This is a genomic window from Enorma burkinafasonensis, from assembly GCF_902150035.1.
Lineage (GTDB): Bacteria > Actinomycetota > Coriobacteriia > Coriobacteriales > Coriobacteriaceae > Enorma > Enorma burkinafasonensis.
In genome coordinates, this window is record NZ_LR597503.1 from 121,605 (window position 1) to 141,798 (window position 20,194).

The window sequence follows — 20,194 nt, forward strand, 5'->3', positions numbered from 1 at the left end:
GCCTCCATGCCGCTTTTTCGGGGCTTCGATGGAGGCGCTGTTTCAGTTTTTCAAGTAGTAGGTACCTTTATTGAGAACTTCCGAGTAGAGGCTACCTGGGCATGATGAACCGTGCAGCTCGGCACGTCGAAACCCTACCGCTTACCGCGCGATAGCCAGAAAAGGTACCGACTACTTGAAAAACTGTTGTCGCCGCACGGATTCCAGCCCTACGCGAGCAGGTTCTCGATGTCGGCCGCGATGCCCTCGACGGTGATGCCGTTCTCGGCGAGCAGCTCCTCGGGTTTGAAGCGGTCGGGGAAGCCCTTCCGGATGCCGTAGCAGCGCACGCGCAGGTCGCTCCCGGCGAGGAAGCGCGCGACCTTCTCGCCCCAGCCGCCCTCGAGGACGCCGTCCTCGAGCGTGACGAGCGCGCGGTAGCGGCCGCGGGCGTCGGAGAGGAACGCCTCGTCGAGCTCGGTCGCGAAGCGCGGGTTCACGACGGCCGCGTCGATGCCTCGCGCGGCGAGCGCGGAGGCGATTTGCTCTCCGAGCGACAGGAACGTGCCGAGCGCCAGGATCGCGACGTCTGAGCCCTCGCGGACGGTCCGGTAGGCGGGGGCGGAGAAATCGGTATCGCCGCTCTGGGATACGAGCTCGGGCCGGGAGACCACGGGGCCGACGGGCATGCGGATGACCACGGGCACCTCGCGCTGCCGGAGCGCCCAGTCGAGCATGGCGAGGTACTCCTCGCGGCATGCGGGGACAAGGCAGCGCAGGCCGGGCATGCTCCCGAGCATGGCGAGGTCGAAGAAGTTGAGGTGGGTCTCCGCAGACGCCCCGAAGACCGAGGCGCCGATATCCAGGATGGTCGCCGGTGCGCGGTTGAGGCAGAGGTCGTGCCAGAGCTCGTCGTAGGCGCGCTGCAGGAAGGCGCCGTACACGCCGAAGACGGGGCTGGCGCCGGCGCGCGCGAGGGCGGCACAGTAGGTCACGGCGTGCTCCTCGGCGATCCCGACGTCCACGAAGCGCTCGCCCGCCTGCGCGCGGCGCTCGGGCGTGAAGCCCATCACGTAGGGCATGCCGGCGGTCACGGCGACGATCCGCGGGTCCTCGCCCATGCGCGCGAGCAGGTGCTCGGCCGTGAGGTCGGCATAGGTGCCGCGGGGCACGTCCCCGCTGATGAGCGCGATCTTCTCCCCGGCCTCGGGGTCGAAGGCGCCCACGTGGTGCCAGCCCTCGGGGTCGCGCTCCGCGGGCTCGAAGCCAGCACCCTTGACGGTATGGATATGCAGGACGACTGGGTGGTCGCAGCCGCGCAGCTCCGTGAGCGCGTCGACGAGGGCGAGCGCGTCGTTTCCCGCCTCGACGTAGCGGTAGTCGAAGCCCATGGCGCGAAAGAGGTTGTTCTCGGCCGTGCCGCCGGTCGCCCGCAGCGCGGCGAGGTTGCCGTAGATGCCGCCGTGGTTCTCGGCGATGGACTGGTCGTTGTCGTTCACGATGACGATGATGCCGCTGCCGAGCTCGGCGGCGTTGTCGAGGCCCTCGAACGCAAGGCCGCCGGAGAGCGACCCGTCGCCGATGACGGCCACGACGTCGTAGTGCTCGCCGGCGAGGTCGCGCGCCTTGGCGAGGCCGCATGCGAGGCTCAGCGAGGTCGAGGTGTGCCCCATCGAGAAGAGGTCGTGCTCGGACTCGCGCGGGTTGGAGAACCCGGAGACCTCGCCGAAGTGCGCGGGGTCGGTGAAGGCAGCCGCGCGGCCGGTGAGCGCCTTGTGGGCGTAGCACTGGTGCGAGACGTCGAAGACGATCTTGTCGCGCGGGGAGTCGAACACGCGGTGCAGCGCCACCGTGAGCTCGATGATCGCGAGGTTGGGGGCGAGGTGCCCGCCCACGGCGGCGGACTGGCGGACGATCGCGCGGCGGAGCTCGTCGCTGAGCCTAGGCAGGTCCGCGGCGTCCAGCGCCTTGACATCCTCAGGTGATGTGATGTGTTCCAAAAGCATCGCGCGCCGCGCTCCGAAATCTATGGTCCCGTCCCCGTCAGTTCAGCGTGAATACCTAGTTTCTCACAAGAACCGCGGGGAAATGTGTATGCTCTGCGATGGGTGTGCGGTCGATGGAGGGGGACGGTAGCTGCGCGGCGCTGAACGGCAGGCGGATTGCGCGCAGGTTTTGCCGCGGGGCATCTGGAGCCCTGCTCCGGCTACCGGATAGCCGCCCGCGCCCGTGTCCTGGCACCCCCGCGAAACCTTTATACGATGCTGCCGGGGTGCGGGCTGTCGAACCTGCTATGCTATCGCGTAACGCATCGGGCGGATGTTAGGAGGACACCCCATGATCGATTCCGTTCTGTCCGGTATCGGCGGACTGTTCTGGCTCATCGTCATCGTCGCCCTGATCGGCGTCGTGCTCGCCAACACGCTCTTCGTGGTCAAGCAGCAGCACGCGGTCATCATCGAGCGGCTCGGCAAGTTCAGCGGCATCGTGGGCGCGGGCATCCACGCCAAGATCCCCGTGATCGACCGCAAGGCCGCCACCGTGAGCCTGCGCACGATGAAGAACGGCTTCGATATCGACGCGAAGACCGAGGACAACGTCACCATCGGCCTCGAGGTCTCCGTGCAGTACCACGTCTCCTACGACATGGGTCGCGGCCCGGCCGACTCCGGCGTCTACAAGAGCTACTACATGCTCCAGCAGCCCGTGGCGCAGATGCGCGACTTCATCACCGACGCCCTGCGCTCGTCGATCCCGGTCTACACGCTCGACGAGGTCTTCGCCAAGAAGGACGACATCGCGCAGGACGTGAACGCCACGGTGTCCGAGCAGATGGCCGCCTACGGCTTCACGCTCGTGTCGACCCTCATCACCCGCATCGCGCTGCCTGCCGAGGTCGAGGACTCCATGAACCAGATCAACGCCGCCCAGCGCACCAAGGCCGCCGCGCAGGACCTGGCCGAGGCGGACCGCATCCGCCGCGTGACCGAGGCCCGTGCCGAGGCCGAGGCGATGGAGAAGTCGGGCGAGGGCATCGCCAACCAGCGCAAGGCCATCGCCGTGGGCATCAAGGACTCGCTGGAGTCCATCCAGGAGACCGGCGTGTCCAACACCGAGGCGAACCTGCTGTTCATGTACACGCAGTGGACCGAGATGATGACCGAGTTCGCGCGCACCGGCAAGAGCTCCACGGTCGTGCTGCCGGCGAGCTTCAAGGAGAGCGCCTCGATGTTCGAGCAGATGCTCGCCGCGAGCGAGGCGGGCGAGCAGGGCAACGTCCCGCCGACCGCGCCGGGCAAATAGGGAAGCCCCCGTTAGGATCTCGCGGGCCGGACGCTCACGGCCTTCCGCACGATGCGGCCCACCTGCACGCCGATCACGGCCTTGACGGCGTCGGCCACCACGAAGGGCGCCACCGCCGCGGCGAGCGCCTCGGTAAGGCCCATGCCGGAGATGGCCATGAGCTGGAGCGTCCCCGCCGCATAGGAGATTGCGATAAGGCACGCGATGGCGAGCGGCTCGCGGATGCCCAAGGGGATGCGCCCGCGGTCGAGCACGCCTGCCGCGGCGATTGTCCCGAGCAGGAAGCCCCACAGAAAGCCGCCGGTCGGTCCGGCGAGCGATGCGATGCCGCCGGAGAACCCGGAGAACACGGGCATGCCGATGCCGCCCAGAAGCAGGTAGACGGCGACCGTGACCACGGCGTCGCGCCCGCCGAGCGCGATGGGCAGCATGGCGAGGACGAGCGTCTGCAAGGTGAAGGGGATCGGTCCCAAGGGGATGCTGATCGAGGACGCCACGGCGAGCAGCGCAACGCTCAGGCCGCAGCGGGCGATGCGGACGGTTTCCATGGTTGGCCTCCTTTAGAGCAACAAGCCGAAGACGAGCGGCAGGAGCACTGCGATGAGCATCATGACGACGAAGAAGACGATGATGCTCCGCAGCTGCGATAGGATCGCCGATGCCTGTTGGGGTGCGGTTGACGCGGGCCTACGATGCCAGGCATGGCGCTGGTGATGCTCCACCTCGCGACGGGCCTGCTCATGGCGTCTTTGCGCCTCGTGCGCCCGGAGCCGCTCGGCGCCGTCGGTCATATCGGGCGCCTCGAAGCCGGGCTCATCGGTCGGCATGATGGGATCCGGTGCGTTGAACGGATCGATATCGGGCGCGTAGCGAGGTGTCTGGCTCCAGGCCATGGGTCTCCAACCTTCCGAGAACCGTCGCTAGAAGAGGCTGCCGTCCTCGTCCTCGGGCTTGGGCCCGCGGTCGACGTACATCTTGCTCGTGCGCTTCTCCAAGATGAAGGCAACGACCGCCGCGACGACGATGCCCCCGAAGAACAGGACGGCCAGGCCGCCGCGCGTGCCGAAGAGAAACGAAAAGACATCGCCCATGGTGAGCCCTCCCGGAGCTTGCGAGTCGAGGTCGTGCAAGTAGAAGTCATGCCCGTGCGGGGCACGGGCGCGTCCAGCGTTCCCGCGGGGCGCCCAATAAGTATATACTTGCCAAAGCACACATGCCCCAAAGACGACGAGCTGGAAACCGGAGGAATCATGCTCGACATCAAATTCGTCCGCGAGAACCCCGATGCGGTGGACGCCGCCATGGCGAATCGCCAGACCTCCTGGGACCGCGAGCGCTTCTTCGCGATCGACGGGGAGCGTCGCGCCGTCATCACCGAGGTCGAGGAGCTGCAGGCCACGCGCAACGCCGCGTCCAAGAACATCGGCGCCCTCATGCGCGAGGGCAAGCGCGACGAGGCCGAGGCTGCCAAGGAGTCCGTGCGCGAGGTCAACGAGAAGATCGATGCCCTGGCCGAGCGCCGCAGCGCCCTGGAGGCCGAGCTCAATGAGTTCATGGCGCACCTTCCCAACATCCCGTGCGATGCCACGCCCGTGGGCAAGGACGAGAACGAGAACCCGGAGCGCCGCCGCTGGGGCGTCCCGCGTGATTTCGCCGCCGAGGGCTTCGAGGCCAAGGCGCATTGGGACCTGGGTACCGATCTGGGGATCCTCGACTTCGACCGCGGTTCCAAGCTCTCCGGTGCGCGCTTCACCGTGCTCGCCGGCGCCGGCGCCGCGCTCGACCGCGCGCTGCAGAACTTCTTCCTGAACACGCACATCGCCCGCGGCTTCAAGGAGTTCATCCCGCCGGTCATCGTGAACCGCGAGATCATGTACGGCACGGGTCAGCTGCCCAAGTTCGAGGACGACGCCTACCACACCGGCGACGACCAGTTCCTCATCCCCACGGCCGAGGTCGCGCTCACGAACCTCCACGCCGGCGAGGTGCTCGACGTCGCCGAGCTGCCGCTGCGCTACACCGCCGGCACCCCGTGCTTCCGCGAGGAGGCGGGCTCGGCGGGCCGCGACACGCGCGGCATCATCCGCCAGCACCAGTTCACCAAGGTCGAGATGGTCAAGTTCGCCACGCCCGAGCAGTCCGACGACGAGCTCGAGAGCATGGTCGCCGAGGCCGAGTACCTGCTCCAGCAGCTGGGGCTGCCGTACCGCGTGATCAGCCTGTGCACGGGCGACCTCGGGTTCTCGGCGCGCCAGACCTACGACATCGAGGTGTGGCTGCCGAGCTACAACGCCTACAAGGAGATCTCGTCGTGCTCCAACTGCGGCGACTTCCAGGCGCGCCGCGCGAACATCAAGTACCGCGACCCCGAGCACTTCAAGGGCGTGCGCCTCGTGCACACGCTGAACGGCTCGGGCCTGCCCACCGGCCGCACCATGGCCGCCATCATGGAGAACTACCAGAACGCCGACGGCTCGATTACCGTGCCCGAGGTGCTGCGCCCCTACATGGGCGGCATGGAGCGCATCGGATAGCACCCCCGCGCATCCCCGGCGAACGCAGCGGGCCCGTCCTCGGTCGCATCGAGGACGGGCCCGTTCTCGTTTCCCTAGGTTGCGTGCACGCCCGGCGCCGCACCGTCGCACGCCGTCGCCCTGCGCCCTAGCGCGCGCTCTCGCGCCCCCAGCGCTCGAAGAAGTCGCAGGCGTTGCGGTAGCAGATCTTGGCCGTGAGCTCCTTGCCGAAGCGCCCCTCGAGGAGCTTCTGGAACGAGGGCATGGCGGCGGCGTCGGCGATGAAGGCCGGGGTGTCGCAGCCGTCGAAGTCGCTGCCGAGCGCGAGCACGTCCTCGCCGCCGAGCTCGAGCATATGGTCGATATGCCGGGAGAGGTCGTCGAACGTGGGGTTGCCGCCGTAGCGGAGGAAGTCGTCGCAGTAGTTGAGGCCCACGATGCCGCCGCGGTCGCGGATCTCGGCGAACTGGGCATCGGTGAGGTTGCGCGGGTGCCCGCAGACGGCGCGGCTGTTGGAGTGGCTCGCGACGAAGGGACGTTCGGTCGCTCGGACGACGGTATCGAAGCATACGTCGTTGAGGTGCGAGACGTCGAGCACCATGCCCGCGCGCTCCATCCGCCGCATGACCTCGAGGCCCACCGGCGTCACGTCGGCGCCCTCGACGTCGTGGCCGCTCGCGAGGGGGCCCTCGGCGTTCCAGCTGAGCGAGGCCATGAGCACGCCGGTGCCGGCGAGCTCGTCGACAAGGGCGGGATCGTGGGCGAAGAGGCGCGCGTTCTCGATCGTGCGGATGCAGGCGACCCCGCCGCGCTCGATGGCGGGCCGGATCTCGCTCCCGGAGCGAACCTCTGCGACCTGCGGCAGCTTCGCGAGCTCGCCGGCGAGGAAGTCCTGGACGAACCGGTAGAAGCGCAGCGCCTGCTCGGGAGATAGCTCATCGGGGATGTAGCAGGCGAAGCACTGGGCCCACGGCGTGTCGCCGATGCCCGCAAGCGAGATGTGCCCATGGTTGCGCGCGAGCTCGCGCATGGTCTCGGGGCTCTCGGCATCGCCGGGGAAGTAGAAGTCATCCCCGGTGGCGATCTTGAACTCGGCGGGGAGCCGCTGCCAGACGAGGCGGTCGATGGTGTCGCAGTGGAGGTCGACGACAGGGTAGGGCATGGCGGCTCCTTCGGCTCGAAGTTGGTCTCGGGGCCAGCATAGCACCATAGCACTCCGTGCGGACACGCCTGGATTCCTGAACAAAAGATACACGAACATATGTTCTGAATCTGGCGTACACTAGAGCTACGAGAACGCGGGAAAGGGGTGGTCGCATGGAGACGGCGTGCAGGTCGGATCAGGTTCTGTTCCATCGGAGTGAAGGCGGCGAGGGGCTGCTCATAGGCTGCTTCCCGACTGCGGCGGGCGGTCTTGCCATCTGCGAGGTGAGCGCGGGGGCGCTGACGGCCTGGTGCTTCGGGGCCTCGCCCCGCGTGACCCAGATCGAGCTGGGCGCGCGTCCGGCGGCGGCGCTCGTCGACTACTACCACGTCGAGACGGTCGAGCAGCTCTGCCGGGTGATCGCCCTGGTGTTCGGCGGCGCGGAGGGCATGGCGGGGATCGAGCGTCTGCTGGAGCGGCTCGAGCTGTCGTATACCGTGGTCGAGTGCCCGGTTTTCGAGGGGTGATGAGCGCGGGAGGCATGGCGGCCGAATTTTTTGAAAAAAGTTGCTTGACGAACCCTAGGGGCAGTGCCATTATAGTTCGTGCGTTGCGGCGTTACCTCAGCTGGATAGAGGGTCTGACTACGAATCAGAACGTCATAGGTTCGAATCCTATACGCCGCACCAGCCGATGGTTAGAGGGCACCCGAAAGGGTGCCCTTTTCGTTTTCACAGCCCCGTGCGCAACGGCGTGCGCCCACAGACGCGCGGTCCGTGCCGGCGCGGAACCCCCTTTGGCGGCGGATCGCGCACCGACTCCCCTGGATATGCATTCAAGCTGGTCGTTCATGCAGAATTGTCGGCTAGCGGTGGGTAGGCGACGGCGAATGGCATTGTTTACTAATCGCGATTATTCTAAAATTTCCGGTATGAAGGCGTAGTGTGTCGATACGCCCCGAAGGAAAGTTGGAAGTCGAGGATTCGCAAGAAAGGAGTGCCTATCGTGAAACTGGAGATTGGGAACATCCACGTCGAGGACGTTCGGTTCGGCGATGCCGACTCGTTTGAGAACGGCGTGCTCACCATCGACAAGGATGCCGCCATCGCATACCTCAAGGAGTGCGACGAGCATCTGACCGACGTGGACCTCGTCATCGCCCATCCCGGCGATGACACGCGCATCGTGCCCGTGGTCGAGACCATCGAGCCGCGCGTGCGCATGGACGGCCGCTGCCTGTTCCCCGGCGTCACCGACGACGTGGTGCCGGCGGGCGACGGCGAGCTCAAGGCCCTCAAGGGCTGCTGTGTGACCGTGGTGGCCAAGGAGTACGGCTCGTTCGGTGACGGCGTCATCGACATGGGCGGGGAGGGCGCCAAGCACACCTACTGGTCGAAGCTCATCAACATCTGCCTCGTTGCCGACACCGACGAGGAGTTCGAGCGCCATGAGCAGCAGAAGTGCAACCACGCCCTGCGCTGGGGTGGCCACCGCCTCGCGGAGTACCTGGGCCGTATCGCCCGCGACGTCGAGGTCGACGAGACCGAGACCTACGTGGTCGATCCGGTGCTCAAGCGCGACCCGGCCCGCAAGGACCTGCCGAACGTGGCGCTCGTCCTGCAGCCGCAGTCGCAGATGGAGGCCCTGGGCTACAACGACCTGTGGTACGGCTGGGACATGAACAAGTACCTGCCGACCTTCGTGAGCCCGACCGAGATCCTGGACGGCGCCCTCATCTCGGGCTCGTTCATGCCCTCGTCCTCCAAGTGGTCCACCTACGAGATGCAGAACTTCCCCACCATCAAGGAGCTCTTCGCCGAGGACGGGAAGTCCATCAACTTCGTGGGCGTGATCCTCTCCATGCTGAACGTCGCGCTCGACCAGAAGGAGCGCGCGGCCGTCATGGTGCGCAACATGGCCTTGAACCTCGGTATCGACTACGCGCTCGTGACCGAGGAGGGCTACGGCAACCCCGATACCGACTACGTGCGCTGCCAGGTGATCCTCGAGGACGCCGGCATCCCCGTCGTGGGCATCTCGAACGAGTGCACCGGCCGTGACGGCCGCTCGCAGCCGCTCGTGACCCTCGACGAGAAGATGACCGCGCTCGTCTCGACGGGCAACGTCTCCGAGCTGTCCGAGCTCCCCGCGTGCGCGACGGTGATCGGCAGCCTGGAGGCCATGAACCGCGACGGCATGTCCGGTTCGTGGGGTTATGATGAGGTGCTCGGCAAGTCCGCTCGCGACGACGGCTCCATCATCATGGAAGGCAACAATTGGTTCTGCGGGGACCATATCTCCGGTTTCTCCGTCAAGACCATGGTCGAAGTCTAGGGAGGTGCGCATAGGTGAAGAAGGTAATCTGCTACCTCAACCAGTTCTTCGGTGGTGTCGGTGGCGAGGATAAGGCCGATATCGAGCCCTACATCGTCGAAGGTGTCGTGGGCCCGACCATGGCCATCAACGGCGCCCTCAAGGACGCCGAGGTCACCCACACGATCGTGTGCGGCGACAACTTCATGGGCTCCAACACCGAGGAGGCCGTCTCGCGCATCATGGAGATGCTCGAGGGCAAGGAGTTCGACTTCTTCGTCGCCGGCCCGGCGTTCCGCGCCGGCCGCTACGGCGTGGCCTGCGGCACGATCTGCAAGGCCGTCCAGGAGAAGCTCGGCGTCCCCGCGGTCACCTCGATGAACGAGGAGAACCCCGGCGTCGAGATGTTCAAGGGCGACGTCGTGATCTTCAAGGGCGGCGACGGCGCCGCGAAGATGCGCAAGGACGTGCCCAAGATGATCGGCTACGTCAACAAGGTGCTCGCTGGCGAGCAGACGCTCGGCGCCGACGCCGAGGGCTACTTCGCGCGCGGCATCCGCCACGAGATCTACCTCGAGGACAAGCGCGAGAACACGGCCGCCTACCGCGGCGTGCAGATGCTGCTCAAGAAGATCCGCGGCGAGGAGTACCAGACCGAGCTCGTGATCCCCAAGAAGGAGACCGTGCCGGTCGCCGACGCCATCAAGGACCTCGGCAGCTCCGTCATCGCGCTCGTGACCACCGGCGGTATCGTGCCCATCGCGAACCCCGACCGTATCCAGTCCGCGTCCGCGACGCGCTGGGGCCGTTACGACATCTCCGATATGGACCGCCTCGATGCGGGCAAGTTCAAGACGATCCACGCCGGCTTCGACCCGGCGGCGGCCAACGCCGACCCCAACGTGATCGTCCCGGTCGACGCCATGCGCGCCTACGAGCGTGAGGGCAAGATCGGCCGCCTGCATCCGTACTTCTACTCCACCGTGGGTACCGGTACCACCGAGGCCGAGGCCTCGCGCATGGCCATCGAGATGATCCCGTACCTCAAGGAGGACGGTGTGAACGGCGTTATCGTCGGCAGCACTTGAGGCACCTGCACTCGTTGCGGTGCAACGATGGTCAAGGAGTTCGAGAAGGCCGGGTTCCCCGTGGTGCACATGTGCAACCTGGTCCCGGTTTCCACGACGGTCGGCGCGAACAGGATCGTGCCCACCATCTCGATCCCCTATCCTCTGGGAGACCCCAACACGTCGCCCGAGGAGCAGTGGAAGCTGCGCTATCATCGCGTTGGCGTCGCGCTCGACGCGCTCGCCACGCCGGTGACCGAGCAGACGGTCTTCAAGGTCAAGTACTAAAGCAGGGAGGTACGCTCGTCCATGGCAGAGGTGTACGACGTTATCATCTTGGGCGCCGGCCCCGCGGGGCTCGCCGCCGGTCTCTATGCCGGCCGCAGCAGGCTCAAGACGCTCATCATCGAGAAGGCCCAGGACGGTGGCCAGATTGCCATCACCGATGAGATCGAGAACTACCCCGGGCAGATGCTCGAGGGCGAATCCGGCCCCTCGCTCATCGCGCGCATGACCGCGCAGGCCGAGAAGTTCGGCTGCGAGCGCGTGAGCGACACCATCACCGGGCTCGAGCTCGAGGGCCCGGTCAAGAAGCTCATCGGCTACGGTGGGGAGTACGAGGCGAAAAGCGTCATCCTGGCGCTCGGCGCCCACCCGCGCAAGATCGGGTGCAAGAACGAGGCCGAGTTCACCGGACGCGGCATCTCGTTCTGCGCGACCTGCGACGCGGCGTTCTTCGAGGACTTCGAGGTCTACGTCGTGGGCGGTGGCGACGCCGCCGTCGAGGAGGCGATGTATCTCACCAAGTTCGCGCGCAAGGTGACGATCATCCATCGTCGCGACGAGCTGCGCGCCGCCAAGTCCATCCAGGAGAAGGCCTTCGCCAACCCCAAGATCCACTTCATGTGGGACACCGTGGTGGACGAGGTCGACGGTGACGGCATCCTCTCCAAGATGGTCGTCAAGAACACCAAGACCGGCGAGCTCACCACCATCGAGGCCGACCCCGAGGACGGCATGTTCGGCCTCTTCGGCTTCATCGGGCTTCTGCCCTCGACCTCGCTCATCGAGGGTATCATCGACACGGACGAGCGCGGCTACGCGCTCACCGATGCCGACATGCATACCAATATCGAGGGTGTCTACGCCGCTGGCGACATGCGCCAGAAGAGCCTGCGCCAGGTGGTGACCGCCGTCGCCGACGGCGCCATCGCCGCCATGCAGGCCGAGCACTACATCTCCAACCTGTCCGAGTAAAAAGGAGGAACGGATATGCTCGAGGTTGATAAGAACACGTTCGAGGACGAGGTGCTGAAGGCCGACGGCTACGTGCTCGTCGACTACTTCGGTGACGGCTGCGTGCCCTGCGCCGCGCTCCACCCGCACATCGAGGCCTTCGCCGAGAAGTACGGCGAGAGCATCAAGTTCTGCGAGCTCAACACCACCAAGGCTCGTCGCCTGGCCATCGCCCAGAAGATCCTGGGCCTGCCGGTGATCGCCATCTACAAGGACGGCGAGAAGGTCGACGAGTGCGTCAAGGATGACGCCACGCCCGAGAACGTCGAGGCGATGATTCAGAAGTACGTCTAGGTGCACCGGGACGCCCGCCGGGCCGTCTTCGGCCCGGCGGACACGCGGCCACGTAGGCTGTAACTACGAGATATGGAAGGGAGTGGAGAGAACATGAGCATCTTAGCTGGGAAAAAGTGCGTCGTCATCGGCGACCGCGACGGCATCCCCGGCGAGGCCATCTCGGCCTGTGCCGCTAGCGCGGGTGCCGAAGTGATTTTCTCTTCGACAGAGTGCTTCGTTTGAACCGCTGCAGGTGCAATGGACCTGGAGAATCAGAAGCGTGTTAAGGAGTTCACCGAGCAGTATGGCCCCGAGAACGTCGTCGTTCTCCTTGGCGCCGCTGACGGTGAGGCTGCCGGCCTCGCTGCTGAGACGGTCACCAACGGTGACCCGACCTATGCCGGTCCGTTGACTGGAGTCCAGTTGGGACTCGCGGTTTATCACGTTGTCGAGCCTGAGGTCAAGGCGGAGTTCGATGAAGCCGTCTACGACGAGCAGGTAAGCATGATGGAGATGGTCCTCGACGTCGATGACATCATCGGCGAGATGACCACCATTCGCGACCAGTATTGCAAGTTCTAGAAGAGTAGTACCGGGCGCTTGACGTGCTTCGGGGGGCGGTGGCTGGGGCCGCCGCCCCTTCCCGGATTGAGCGACTGCTCTTCGCCAGACATCGAGCTAGGAGTGGAAACGTGAACAGCGTTATCAAGGGGGTCGGGTACGTGCTCGCCCATACTCCCGATATGGTGATCGAGAACGGCACGACCCAGATGACCGAGCGGATCGTGAATCCGGAGAGCGAGTACCTGAAGGAGCTGCCGAGCCATCTGCGCAGCTTCGACGAGGCGCTCGCGTACTGGCCCAACCAGGTCTACATCGGCAACAAGACCCCGCTTGAGCTCGCCGAGGTGGAGCAGCCCTGGTACGACAAGTCCTGCGACGAGACCTCGCGCTACGGCGCCTACGGCCAGATGATGCCCGAGGACGAGTTCATCCTGCTCATGCAGGCGTGCGACGTCTTCGACCTCGTCAAGCTCGAGCGCGGCTTCGTCGCGGCCCACAAGGACGCGCTCGCCGCCAACCCCGTGATCGACGAGAGCATCATGGCCCGCATCGTCGAGGGCGTCGACGCCTCCGAGATCGAGGCGCTCATCGCCGACGACCATGCCGAGCGCATCTGCTTCGAGGGCGCGGTCGTGGGCTGCGTCAAGCCCGCGCACGACATCGACGTGAACCTCTCCGCCGAGATTATGCTCGAGAACATCGTCGAGAAGGCGTCCTCGGTCCTCTCCCTGCTCTCGCTCGTCCACAACACGGGCGTCGCCAAGGACGAGATCGAGTACGTCATCGATTGCTCCGAGGAGGCCTGCGGCGACATGAACCAGCGCGGCGGCGGCAACTTCGCCAAGGCCGCGGCCGAGATCGCCGGCCTCACCGCCGCGACCGGCTCCGACGTCCGCGGCTTCTGCGCCGCGCCGACCCATGCGCTCGTCGAGGCGGCCGCGCTCGTCGCCTCCGGCGCCTACAAGACCGTCGCCGTGACGGCCGGCGGTTGTACCGCCAAGCTCGGCATGAACGGCAAGGACCACGTCAAGAAGGGCCTGCCCATCCTCGAGGACGTGGTCGCCGGCCTCGCCGTGCTCGTCACCGTGAACGACGGCGTGAACCCCGAGATCGACCTCTCGGTGCTCGGCCGCCACACCGTGGGCACCGGCTCCGCCCCGCAGGTGGTCATCGGCTCGCTCGTCTACGACCCGCTCGAGCGCGCCGGCCTCAAGGTCACCGACGTGGACTACTTCTCGCCCGAGCTGCAGAACCCCGACATCACCAAGTTCGCCGGCGCCGGCGACGTGCCCGCGTCCAACTACAAGATGATCGGCGCCCTCGGCGTGAAGCGCGGTGAGCTCGAGCGCACCCAGCTGAACGACTTCGTGAGCCAGCACGGTTTCGTGGGCTGGGCGCCCACGCAGGGACACATCCCCTCGGGCGTGCCCTCGATCGGCTACGCGCGCGACGCGATGCTCGCGGGCGACATGGAGCGCGTGATGATCATCGGCAAGGGGTCGCTGTTCCTGGGCCGCATGACCAACCTCTTCGACGGCGTGTCCGTGCTCATCAAGCGCAACGAGGGTGCCGCCGACGAGGCCGCCGGCGTCTCCGAGACCGAGGTCAAATCCATGATCGCCAAGGCCATGCGCGAGTTCGCCGCGACCCTGATCGAGCAGGCTGAGTAGGAGCGTCGTATGGGAAGCTTAGAGAAGACCATCGCCTCCGCGTTCCTGGAGATGGCGGAGGGTCTGGAGAGCGGGCGCTACGGTGCCCGTCCCCGCATCGCGCTCACCGGCATGGGCAGCGAGCACGGCGAGGAGAACGCCATGGCGGCGGCCCGCGCCGCGGCCAAGCAGGGCATCGACGTGCACTACATCGGCTCGCTCGCCGATGACGCGGTGACCTGCGTGCCGGTCGCCGACGACGAGGCCGGCCATGCCAAGATGGATGAGCTGCTCGCCTCCGGCGAGGTCGACGGCGCCGTGACCATGCACTACCCGTTCCCCATCGGCGTGAGCACCGTGGGCCGCGTGGTGACCCCGGCGACGGGCAAGGAGATGCTCATCGCCAACACCACGGGAACCTCGTCGGGCGACCGCATCGAGGGCATGGTGCTCAACGCCATCGCGGGCATCATCGTGGCCCGTGCGCTCGGCAACGAGCACCCCACCGTGGGCATCCTGAACGTCGACGGCGCCCGCCAGTGCGAGATCGCGCTCAAGAAGCTCGCCGAGGGCGGCTACCCCATCACGTTCGCCGAGTCCTCCCGCGCCGACGGCGGCGCCGTCATGCGCGGCAACGACGTGCTGCGCGGCACGCCGGACATTCTCGTGACCGACTCCCTCACGGGCAACGTGCTCACGAAGATGATCTCGGCCTTCACGACGGGCGGCAGCTTCGAGGCCACGGGCTTCGGCTACGGCCCGGGCATCGGCCGGGGCTACGACAGGCTCGTGCTCATCGTGTCGCGCGCCTCGGGTGCGCCCGTGGTGGAGCACGCCCTCGAGTTCGCGGGCGAGCTCGTGCGCGGCGGCGTCTTCAAGATCGCCGAGGAGGAGTACGCGCGCGCCGACGCCGCGGGCCTCGAGGCCATCCTCGCCGAGCGCCGCGCCTCCGAGAAGAGGCCCGCCGAGGAGGAGGCCGTATCTGCCCCGCCGGCGGAGCCGGTCACGGCGAGCATCCCCGGCATCGAGGTCATGGACCTCGAGGATGCCGTGCAGGTGCTCTGGCGCGCCGGCATCTACGCCGAGTCGGGCATGGGCTGCACCGGCCCGCTCGTCATGATGAGCGAGGCCAACCACGATAAGGCCGTGGAGCTCCTTACCCAGGCCGGGTATATCGGCTAGTATGCAATGAGCGACTGCCGGGGGCGCTGTGCCCCCGGCAGGGCCAGCGGGGCGCCGGGCTGCACCTGCCGCCCCGCGGGCGTTTGCCGGACCGCGAGAGGAGGGGCCGTGACCGCCAAGAAGATCAAGCTCACGTCGATGACGAAAGCCGCCGGTTGAGCCGCCAAGATGGCGCCCGGCGCCCTCGCTCAGGTTCTGCGCGAGATCCCAACCATGAACGACCCCAACGTGCTCGTGGGGCTCGACACCTCGGATGACGCCTGCGTCTACCGCGTGAGCGATGACGTGGCGCTCATCGAGACCGTCGACTTCTTCCCGCCGATGGTGGACGACCCCTTCGTCTTCGGGCAGATCGCGGCCGCGAACGCGCTCTCCGACGTGTACGCCATGGGCGGCACGCCGGTGCTCGCGATGAACATCCTGTGCTTCCCCAACTGCCTCGGCGTCGAGGTCGCGGGCCAGATCATCGCCGGCGGTGCCGACAAGGCGCGCGAGGCCGGCGTGACCGTCGCGGGCGGGCACACCCTCACGGATGACGAGCCCAAGTACGGCATGTGCGTCACGGGCATGGCGCACCCGGACCGCATCCTCAAGAACTGCTCCGCCCGTCCGGGCGATGCCTTGGTGCTCACCAAGGAGCTGGGCACGGGCCTTATCATGACGGCGCTCAAGGGCGAGCTCGTCGCAGGGGAGACGGTCGAGCGGGCGGTCGAGAGCATGCGCACGCTCAACCGCTACGCCGCCGAGTGCGCGCGCGGCCTTGCCGTCCACGCCTGCACCGACGTGACGGGGTTCGGCCTTGCCGGCCACCTCTGCGAGATGGCGGAGGGGAGCGGGCTTACCGCGACGGTGAGCGCGGGCGCGTTCCGCCTTCTGCCCGAGGCGCTCGAGATGGCGCGCATGGGCGTCATCCCCGCCGGCGCCTACCGCAACGCCGACCATTTCGGCGCGGGCGTCATCTTCGATGAGGACGTGGAAAACGGCATGGAGGACGTGCTCTTCGACCCGCAGACCTCGGGCGGCCTGCTCTTCGCGCTGCCGCCCGCAGACGCCGAGACGCTGCTCGCGCGCCTGCGCGATGCCGGGGTGCCCGCCGCGCTCGTGGGGTCGCTCTCGACGTACGAGGGGTATCACGTCCACGTGCGCGCGTGATGCGCGAGGTTTGGCGATAGGGTACCGACTATCGATGGCCCGATTCGCGTTTGCGCAGGATTCGGAAAACAAAAAATCAAGTAGTAGGTACGTTGTCCCGGTGAAGCCGGCGAGTCCAACGGGTCTGTCCGCGCGTTGGCCCCGTGCTTGCGCGAGGCAGCGTCGCCGCTTGGGGCAAGGACCGTTGACACCATCGCCCATCGCGATTATCGTTTAACCGAAGCCGCGAGCGCAGGCGACAGGGGAGCATTTAGGTAACTGGTGTGCCTCCCGGTCTTCAAAACCGGTGTGAGTAGAAACCTGCTCGGGTGGGTTCGATTCCCACATGCTCCCGCCAACCGCCGCCTGGACGGCCGGCTCATAGATAGCGCTGCCGGAGGCGGATTCCGGCTCCTTGCATGGACCGTGCGAGCGGATGGGAGACCGTATGGACGTGGGTCAGGTATTGCGTCGGATCCCCAAGATGGATGCGCTGCTGGCGCTCCCGGAGATCTCCCAGGCATGTGAGCGCTTCTCATATCCCGAGGTGAAACATCTGATCGGCCAAGAGCTCGAGGGCATCCGCAGGCAGGTGCTCGCGGGCGCGCTCGACGAGGTTCCCGCCCAGGAGGACATCGCGGCGCGCGTGCTCGCCGGGCTCGAGGCGTCGGGAGCCTTCAGCCTGCGCCCGGTCATCAACGCGACGGGCGTGGTGCTGCACACCAACCTGGGGCGCGCGCCGTTCGGCGAGCGCATGGCGCGCCACGTGGCGCAGGTCGCCGCGGGCTACAGCAACCTGGAGTACAACCTCGCCCGCGGCAAGCGCGGCAGCCGCTACGTGCATGTGGAGCACCTGCTCTGCGAGCTCACGGGCGCCGAGGCCGCCATGGTGGTCAACAACAACGCCGCGGCGGTGTTCCTCATGCTCAACACGCTCGCCGCGGGCGAGCAGGTCGCGGTGTCGCGCGGTGAGCTCGTGGAGATCGGCGGGTCGTTCCGCGTTCCCGAGATCATGGCGGCGAGCGGGGCCGAGCTCGTCGAGGTGGGCACCACCAACAAGACGCACGCCTACGACTACGAGCGCGCGGTCGAGGCCGGCGCGCAGGCACTGCTCAAGGTCCACACGAGCAACTTCGTCATGCGCGGGTTCACCGAGGCCGTGGGCATCGCCGAGCTCGCGCGCATCGCGCACCCCGCCGGCGCCCGCGTGCTCTACGACGTGGGGTCGGCGCTCATGTTCCCCGGGGAGGTGCTCGGCCTCACCGACGTCGAGGTGGTGCGCCGCGCGATCGCCGACGGCGCGGACGTGGTCACGTTCTCCGGCGACAAGCTGCTGGGGTCGGCGCAGGCCGGCGTCATCGTGGGCTCGCAGGACGCCATCCAGCGCATGAAGCGCAACCAGGTGACCCGCATGCTGCGCATCGACAAGCTCTCGCTCGCGGCACTCGAGCAGGCGCTCATCTGGCAGCTCGACCCCGCGTGCGCGCGCGAGCAGGTGCCGGCGCTGCGCATGATCGCTGAGGACGTGGAGACGCTCGAGGCCCGCGCCGGCGAGCTCGCCGGGGCACTCGGCGGTATCGCCGGGGCGAGGCTCGAGGTCGTGCCGGTCGTCGACGAGGTGGGCGGCGGCTCGCTGCCTGGCGTGGAGCTCGAGGGGCGCGCCGTCGCGCTCGAGCTTGCGGGCCATACCGCGGAGGAGCTGGAGCGCGCGCTCAGGTGCGCGGCCCACGCGATCGTCGCGCGCGTCTCGGAGGGCCGCGTGCTCTTCTCCGTGCGCACGCTCATGGCGGGCGACATCCAGCGCATCGCCGACACGGTCGGCGAGATCGCGCGCGGCGCGGCCGCGGCCGGGGCGGGGGAGGCGCGATGAAGCACGTGATCATCGGCACCGCGGGCCATGTCGACCACGGCAAGACCGAGCTCACACGGGCGCTCACGGGCACCAACACCGACCGGCTCGAGGAGGAGCGCCGCCGCGGCATCACGATCCAGATCGGCTTCGCGCGCCTCGAGCTCCCCGGCGGGCGCACGGCGAGCATCATCGACGTGCCCGGCCACGAGCGCCTGATCAAGAACATGCTCACCGGAGCCTCCGGTATCGACGTGGTCCTCTTCGTCGTGGCGGCGGACGAGGGCTTCATGCCGCAGTCCCAGGAGCACCTCGACATCTTGTCGCTTCTGGGCGTGCGCGACGGCATCATCGTCTTCACCAAGGCCGACCTCGTCGACGCCGACTGGCTCGAGATGGTCGAGGCCGACACGCGCGACCGCGTCGCGGGGACGTTCCTCGAGGATGCTCCCGCCATCGCGGTATCCTCGGTCACGGGGGAGGGCATCGACGAGCTCAAGGAGCTTATCGTGGGGCTCGTCGAGCATGCCGCGCCCAAGCGGCTCGACCTGCCGTTCCGCATGCCGGTCGACCGTTCGTTCACCATCAAGGGGTTCGGCACGGTCGTGACCGGTACCTGCACCGAGGGCACGGTCCAGGTGGGAGAGACCGTCGAGGTGTACCCGGAGCGCACGAGCGCGCGCGTCCGCGAGCTGCAGAACCATGGCGTCTCGGAGAAGTCGTCCGAGGCGGGCATGCGCGTCGCGGCGAACCTGGCGGGCATCGAGCAGAAGCAGGTGGCCCTCGGCTGCACCCTGGCTGCGCCCGGCACGCTCGCGCTCACCGAGATGGCGAGTGCGGTGCTCACCCTGACCGCGAGCGCGCCGTTCAGTGTGCGCAACTCCTCGCGGGTCCACGTCTACGCCGGCACGCAGGAGACGGTCGCCCGCGTTCGCCTACTCGATTGCGACGAGCTGCTCCCCGATGAGAGCGCGCTCGCGCAGCTCTCGTTCGAGAAGCCGCTCGCCCTGCGCAACCTCGACCGCTTCATCGTGCGCTTCCTCTCGCCGCTCGTGACGATCGGCGGAGGGCGCGTGCTCGACTGCCATGCGACGCGGCTGCGCCGACACGACGCGCAGGTGCAGGAGCGCCTGCGCCGCCTCGACGGCGCGCCCGAGGAGCGCGTGGCCCAGCTCGTGAGCGACGCGGGCACCGCGCCCTGCGACCCGGCGCGCCTCGCGCTCGATGCCGTGGTCGCTCCGGGCGAGCTCGACGCCGCGCTCGCCGCCCTCGTGGACGCGGGCGCGCTCGTGCGCATCGCCGGGATCCCGTTCACGACCGAGGCGCTCGGCGAGCTCGAGTCCCGCGCGGTCGCGGCCGCCGAGGCCTATCAGGCGGAGCACCCGCTCGAGGCGGGCCCGCGCGCGGCGGACGTTCGCCAGCAGCTCTGCGCCTCGGACCCGGCCGTCGCCGAGGGCCTGCTCGGAGCGATCGTCGAGCGCGGTGCGCTCGAGATGGCGGGCGACCGCGTGCACACGCCCGGCTTCGCGCCCAAGCTCACCGCCGAGCACGAGCGCCTGAAGCGCGAGATCTGCGCCTTCGTTGAGGGCCGGGGGTTCGAGGCGCCCACGATCGAGGAAGTCTCCGAGGCCGCCCCGGGCAACGCCAAGGCGTTCAAGCAGGTTGTCTCGCACCTGCGCGAGACGGGCGAGGTGGTGTTTCTCACCGCGCAGTCATGTGTCTCGCGCGAGGCGTACGACCGCGCGCTCGCGCTCTTCCTCGAGATGTTCGATGACGCCGACGCCGTCGCGCTCGCCGACTTCAGGACCCGCGCAGGTATCTCGCGCAAGTACGCCCAGCAGCTCCTCGACGCGTTCGACGCGAAGGGAATCTCGAAGATGGTCGGCGACAAGAGGATCCTGCTCGCACCCCGCGAGCGGTGAGGCGCC

Annotated in this window: 18 protein-coding genes and 2 tRNA genes; 15 read left to right on the top strand and 5 right to left on the bottom strand. The window is 67.5% G+C overall.

Features of this window, described 5'->3' with window-relative positions:
* Positions 1 to 209: 209 nt before the first annotated feature.
* Positions 210 to 1,985: a 1-deoxy-D-xylulose-5-phosphate synthase gene (locus FS885_RS02970; protein WP_144743520.1), complete on the bottom strand. Its 1,776-nt coding sequence runs from the start codon at positions 1,983 to 1,985 to the stop codon at positions 210 to 212.
* Positions 1,986 to 2,316: 331 nt separating this feature from the next.
* Here FS885_RS02970 and FS885_RS02975 point away from each other — a divergent pair, with 331 nt between their 5' ends.
* On the top strand, positions 2,317 to 3,282 hold the full coding sequence (locus tag FS885_RS02975; protein ID WP_144743521.1) for an SPFH domain-containing protein: 966 nt from the start codon (positions 2,317 to 2,319) through the stop codon (positions 3,280 to 3,282).
* A gap of 11 nt (positions 3,283 to 3,293) precedes the next feature.
* Here FS885_RS02975 and FS885_RS02980 read toward each other — a convergent pair whose 3' ends face one another.
* From FS885_RS02980 to FS885_RS09900, 3 genes are read right to left on the bottom strand one after another with little or no spacing between them, the layout of a single operon-like run.
* Entirely contained in the window at positions 3,294 to 3,830 is a 537-nt protein-coding gene (locus tag FS885_RS02980) for a biotin transporter BioY (protein ID WP_144743522.1), read from the bottom strand.
* 12 nt (positions 3,831 to 3,842) lie between these two features.
* A complete protein-coding gene (locus FS885_RS02985; RefSeq protein ID WP_144743523.1) occupies positions 3,843 to 4,175 on the bottom strand; it encodes a hypothetical protein in 333 nt (110 codons plus the stop codon).
* Between the two features lie 27 nt (positions 4,176 to 4,202).
* The gene (locus tag FS885_RS09900; protein WP_186365756.1) at positions 4,203 to 4,373 is read right to left on the bottom strand and encodes a DUF6724 family protein; all 171 of its coding nucleotides are present in this window, start codon (positions 4,371 to 4,373) and stop codon (positions 4,203 to 4,205) included.
* 159 nt (positions 4,374 to 4,532) lie between these two features.
* On the opposite strand from FS885_RS09900, the gene serS reads away from it, so the two are divergent.
* Complete coding sequence (serS, locus tag FS885_RS02990; protein WP_144743524.1) at positions 4,533 to 5,816, top strand: serine--tRNA ligase; 1,284 nt, start codon at positions 4,533 to 4,535, stop codon at positions 5,814 to 5,816.
* Between the two features lie 127 nt (positions 5,817 to 5,943).
* On the opposite strand, the gene FS885_RS02995 is transcribed toward serS, so the two are convergent.
* Entirely contained in the window at positions 5,944 to 6,957 is a 1,014-nt protein-coding gene (locus tag FS885_RS02995) for a dipeptidase (RefSeq protein WP_144743525.1), read from the bottom strand.
* 155 nt (positions 6,958 to 7,112) lie between these two features.
* Here FS885_RS02995 and FS885_RS03000 point away from each other — a divergent pair, with 155 nt between their 5' ends.
* The 13 genes from FS885_RS03000 to selB all read left to right on the top strand — a co-directional run bounded on the left by FS885_RS03000 (position 7,113) and on the right by selB (position 20,188).
* The gene (locus tag FS885_RS03000) at positions 7,113 to 7,466 is read left to right on the top strand and encodes a hypothetical protein (RefSeq protein WP_144743526.1); all 354 of its coding nucleotides are present in this window, start codon (positions 7,113 to 7,115) and stop codon (positions 7,464 to 7,466) included.
* Between the two features lie 85 nt (positions 7,467 to 7,551).
* Positions 7,552 to 7,628, top strand: a tRNA-Arg gene (locus tag FS885_RS03005).
* 316 nt (positions 7,629 to 7,944) lie between these two features.
* Complete coding sequence (locus tag FS885_RS03010; RefSeq protein WP_144743527.1) at positions 7,945 to 9,273, top strand: glycine/sarcosine/betaine reductase component B subunit; 1,329 nt, start codon at positions 7,945 to 7,947, stop codon at positions 9,271 to 9,273.
* A 14-nt stretch (positions 9,274 to 9,287) separates the two neighbouring features.
* Positions 9,288 to 10,607 (top strand): betaine reductase selenoprotein B, encoded by a 1,320-nt coding sequence (gene grdH / locus FS885_RS03015; RefSeq protein ID WP_144743528.1) that lies wholly within the window; start codon positions 9,288 to 9,290, stop codon positions 10,605 to 10,607.
* A 21-nt stretch (positions 10,608 to 10,628) separates the two neighbouring features.
* Positions 10,629 to 11,576, top strand: a complete 948-nt coding sequence (gene trxB, locus FS885_RS03020; protein WP_144743529.1) for a thioredoxin-disulfide reductase — start codon at positions 10,629 to 10,631, stop codon at positions 11,574 to 11,576.
* 15 nt (positions 11,577 to 11,591) lie between these two features.
* Positions 11,592 to 11,909, top strand: coding sequence for a thioredoxin TrxA (gene trxA / locus FS885_RS03025; RefSeq protein WP_144743530.1), 318 nt, complete (start codon positions 11,592 to 11,594; stop codon positions 11,907 to 11,909).
* Positions 11,910 to 12,002: 93 nt separating this feature from the next.
* Positions 12,003 to 12,473 carry a glycine/sarcosine/betaine reductase complex selenoprotein A gene (gene grdA, locus FS885_RS03030; RefSeq protein WP_144743531.1) on the top strand — a complete coding sequence of 157 codons (471 nt, stop codon included), beginning with the start codon at positions 12,003 to 12,005 and terminating at the stop codon, positions 12,471 to 12,473.
* 110 nt (positions 12,474 to 12,583) lie between these two features.
* Positions 12,584 to 14,125 (top strand): glycine/sarcosine/betaine reductase complex component C subunit beta, encoded by a 1,542-nt coding sequence (gene grdC, locus FS885_RS03035; RefSeq protein WP_144743532.1) that lies wholly within the window; start codon positions 12,584 to 12,586, stop codon positions 14,123 to 14,125.
* A gap of 9 nt (positions 14,126 to 14,134) precedes the next feature.
* Positions 14,135 to 15,286 carry a glycine/sarcosine/betaine reductase complex component C subunit alpha gene (gene grdD / locus FS885_RS03040; RefSeq protein WP_144743533.1) on the top strand — a complete coding sequence of 384 codons (1,152 nt, stop codon included), beginning with the start codon at positions 14,135 to 14,137 and terminating at the stop codon, positions 15,284 to 15,286.
* A 138-nt stretch (positions 15,287 to 15,424) separates the two neighbouring features.
* On the top strand, positions 15,425 to 16,438 hold the full coding sequence (gene selD / locus FS885_RS03045) for a selenide, water dikinase SelD (RefSeq protein WP_281281374.1): 1,014 nt from the start codon (positions 15,425 to 15,427) through the stop codon (positions 16,436 to 16,438).
* A 242-nt stretch (positions 16,439 to 16,680) separates the two neighbouring features.
* Positions 16,681 to 16,775 (top strand) — tRNA-Sec (locus FS885_RS03050).
* Positions 16,776 to 16,865: 90 nt separating this feature from the next.
* Positions 16,866 to 18,287, top strand: coding sequence for an L-seryl-tRNA(Sec) selenium transferase (gene selA / locus FS885_RS03055; protein WP_144743535.1), 1,422 nt, complete (start codon positions 16,866 to 16,868; stop codon positions 18,285 to 18,287).
* Positions 18,284 to 20,188 (top strand): selenocysteine-specific translation elongation factor, encoded by a 1,905-nt coding sequence (selB, locus tag FS885_RS03060; protein ID WP_144743536.1) that lies wholly within the window; start codon positions 18,284 to 18,286, stop codon positions 20,186 to 20,188. Before selA ends, selB begins: the two co-directional genes overlap by 4 nt.
* Positions 20,189 to 20,194: the final 6 nt, after the last annotated feature.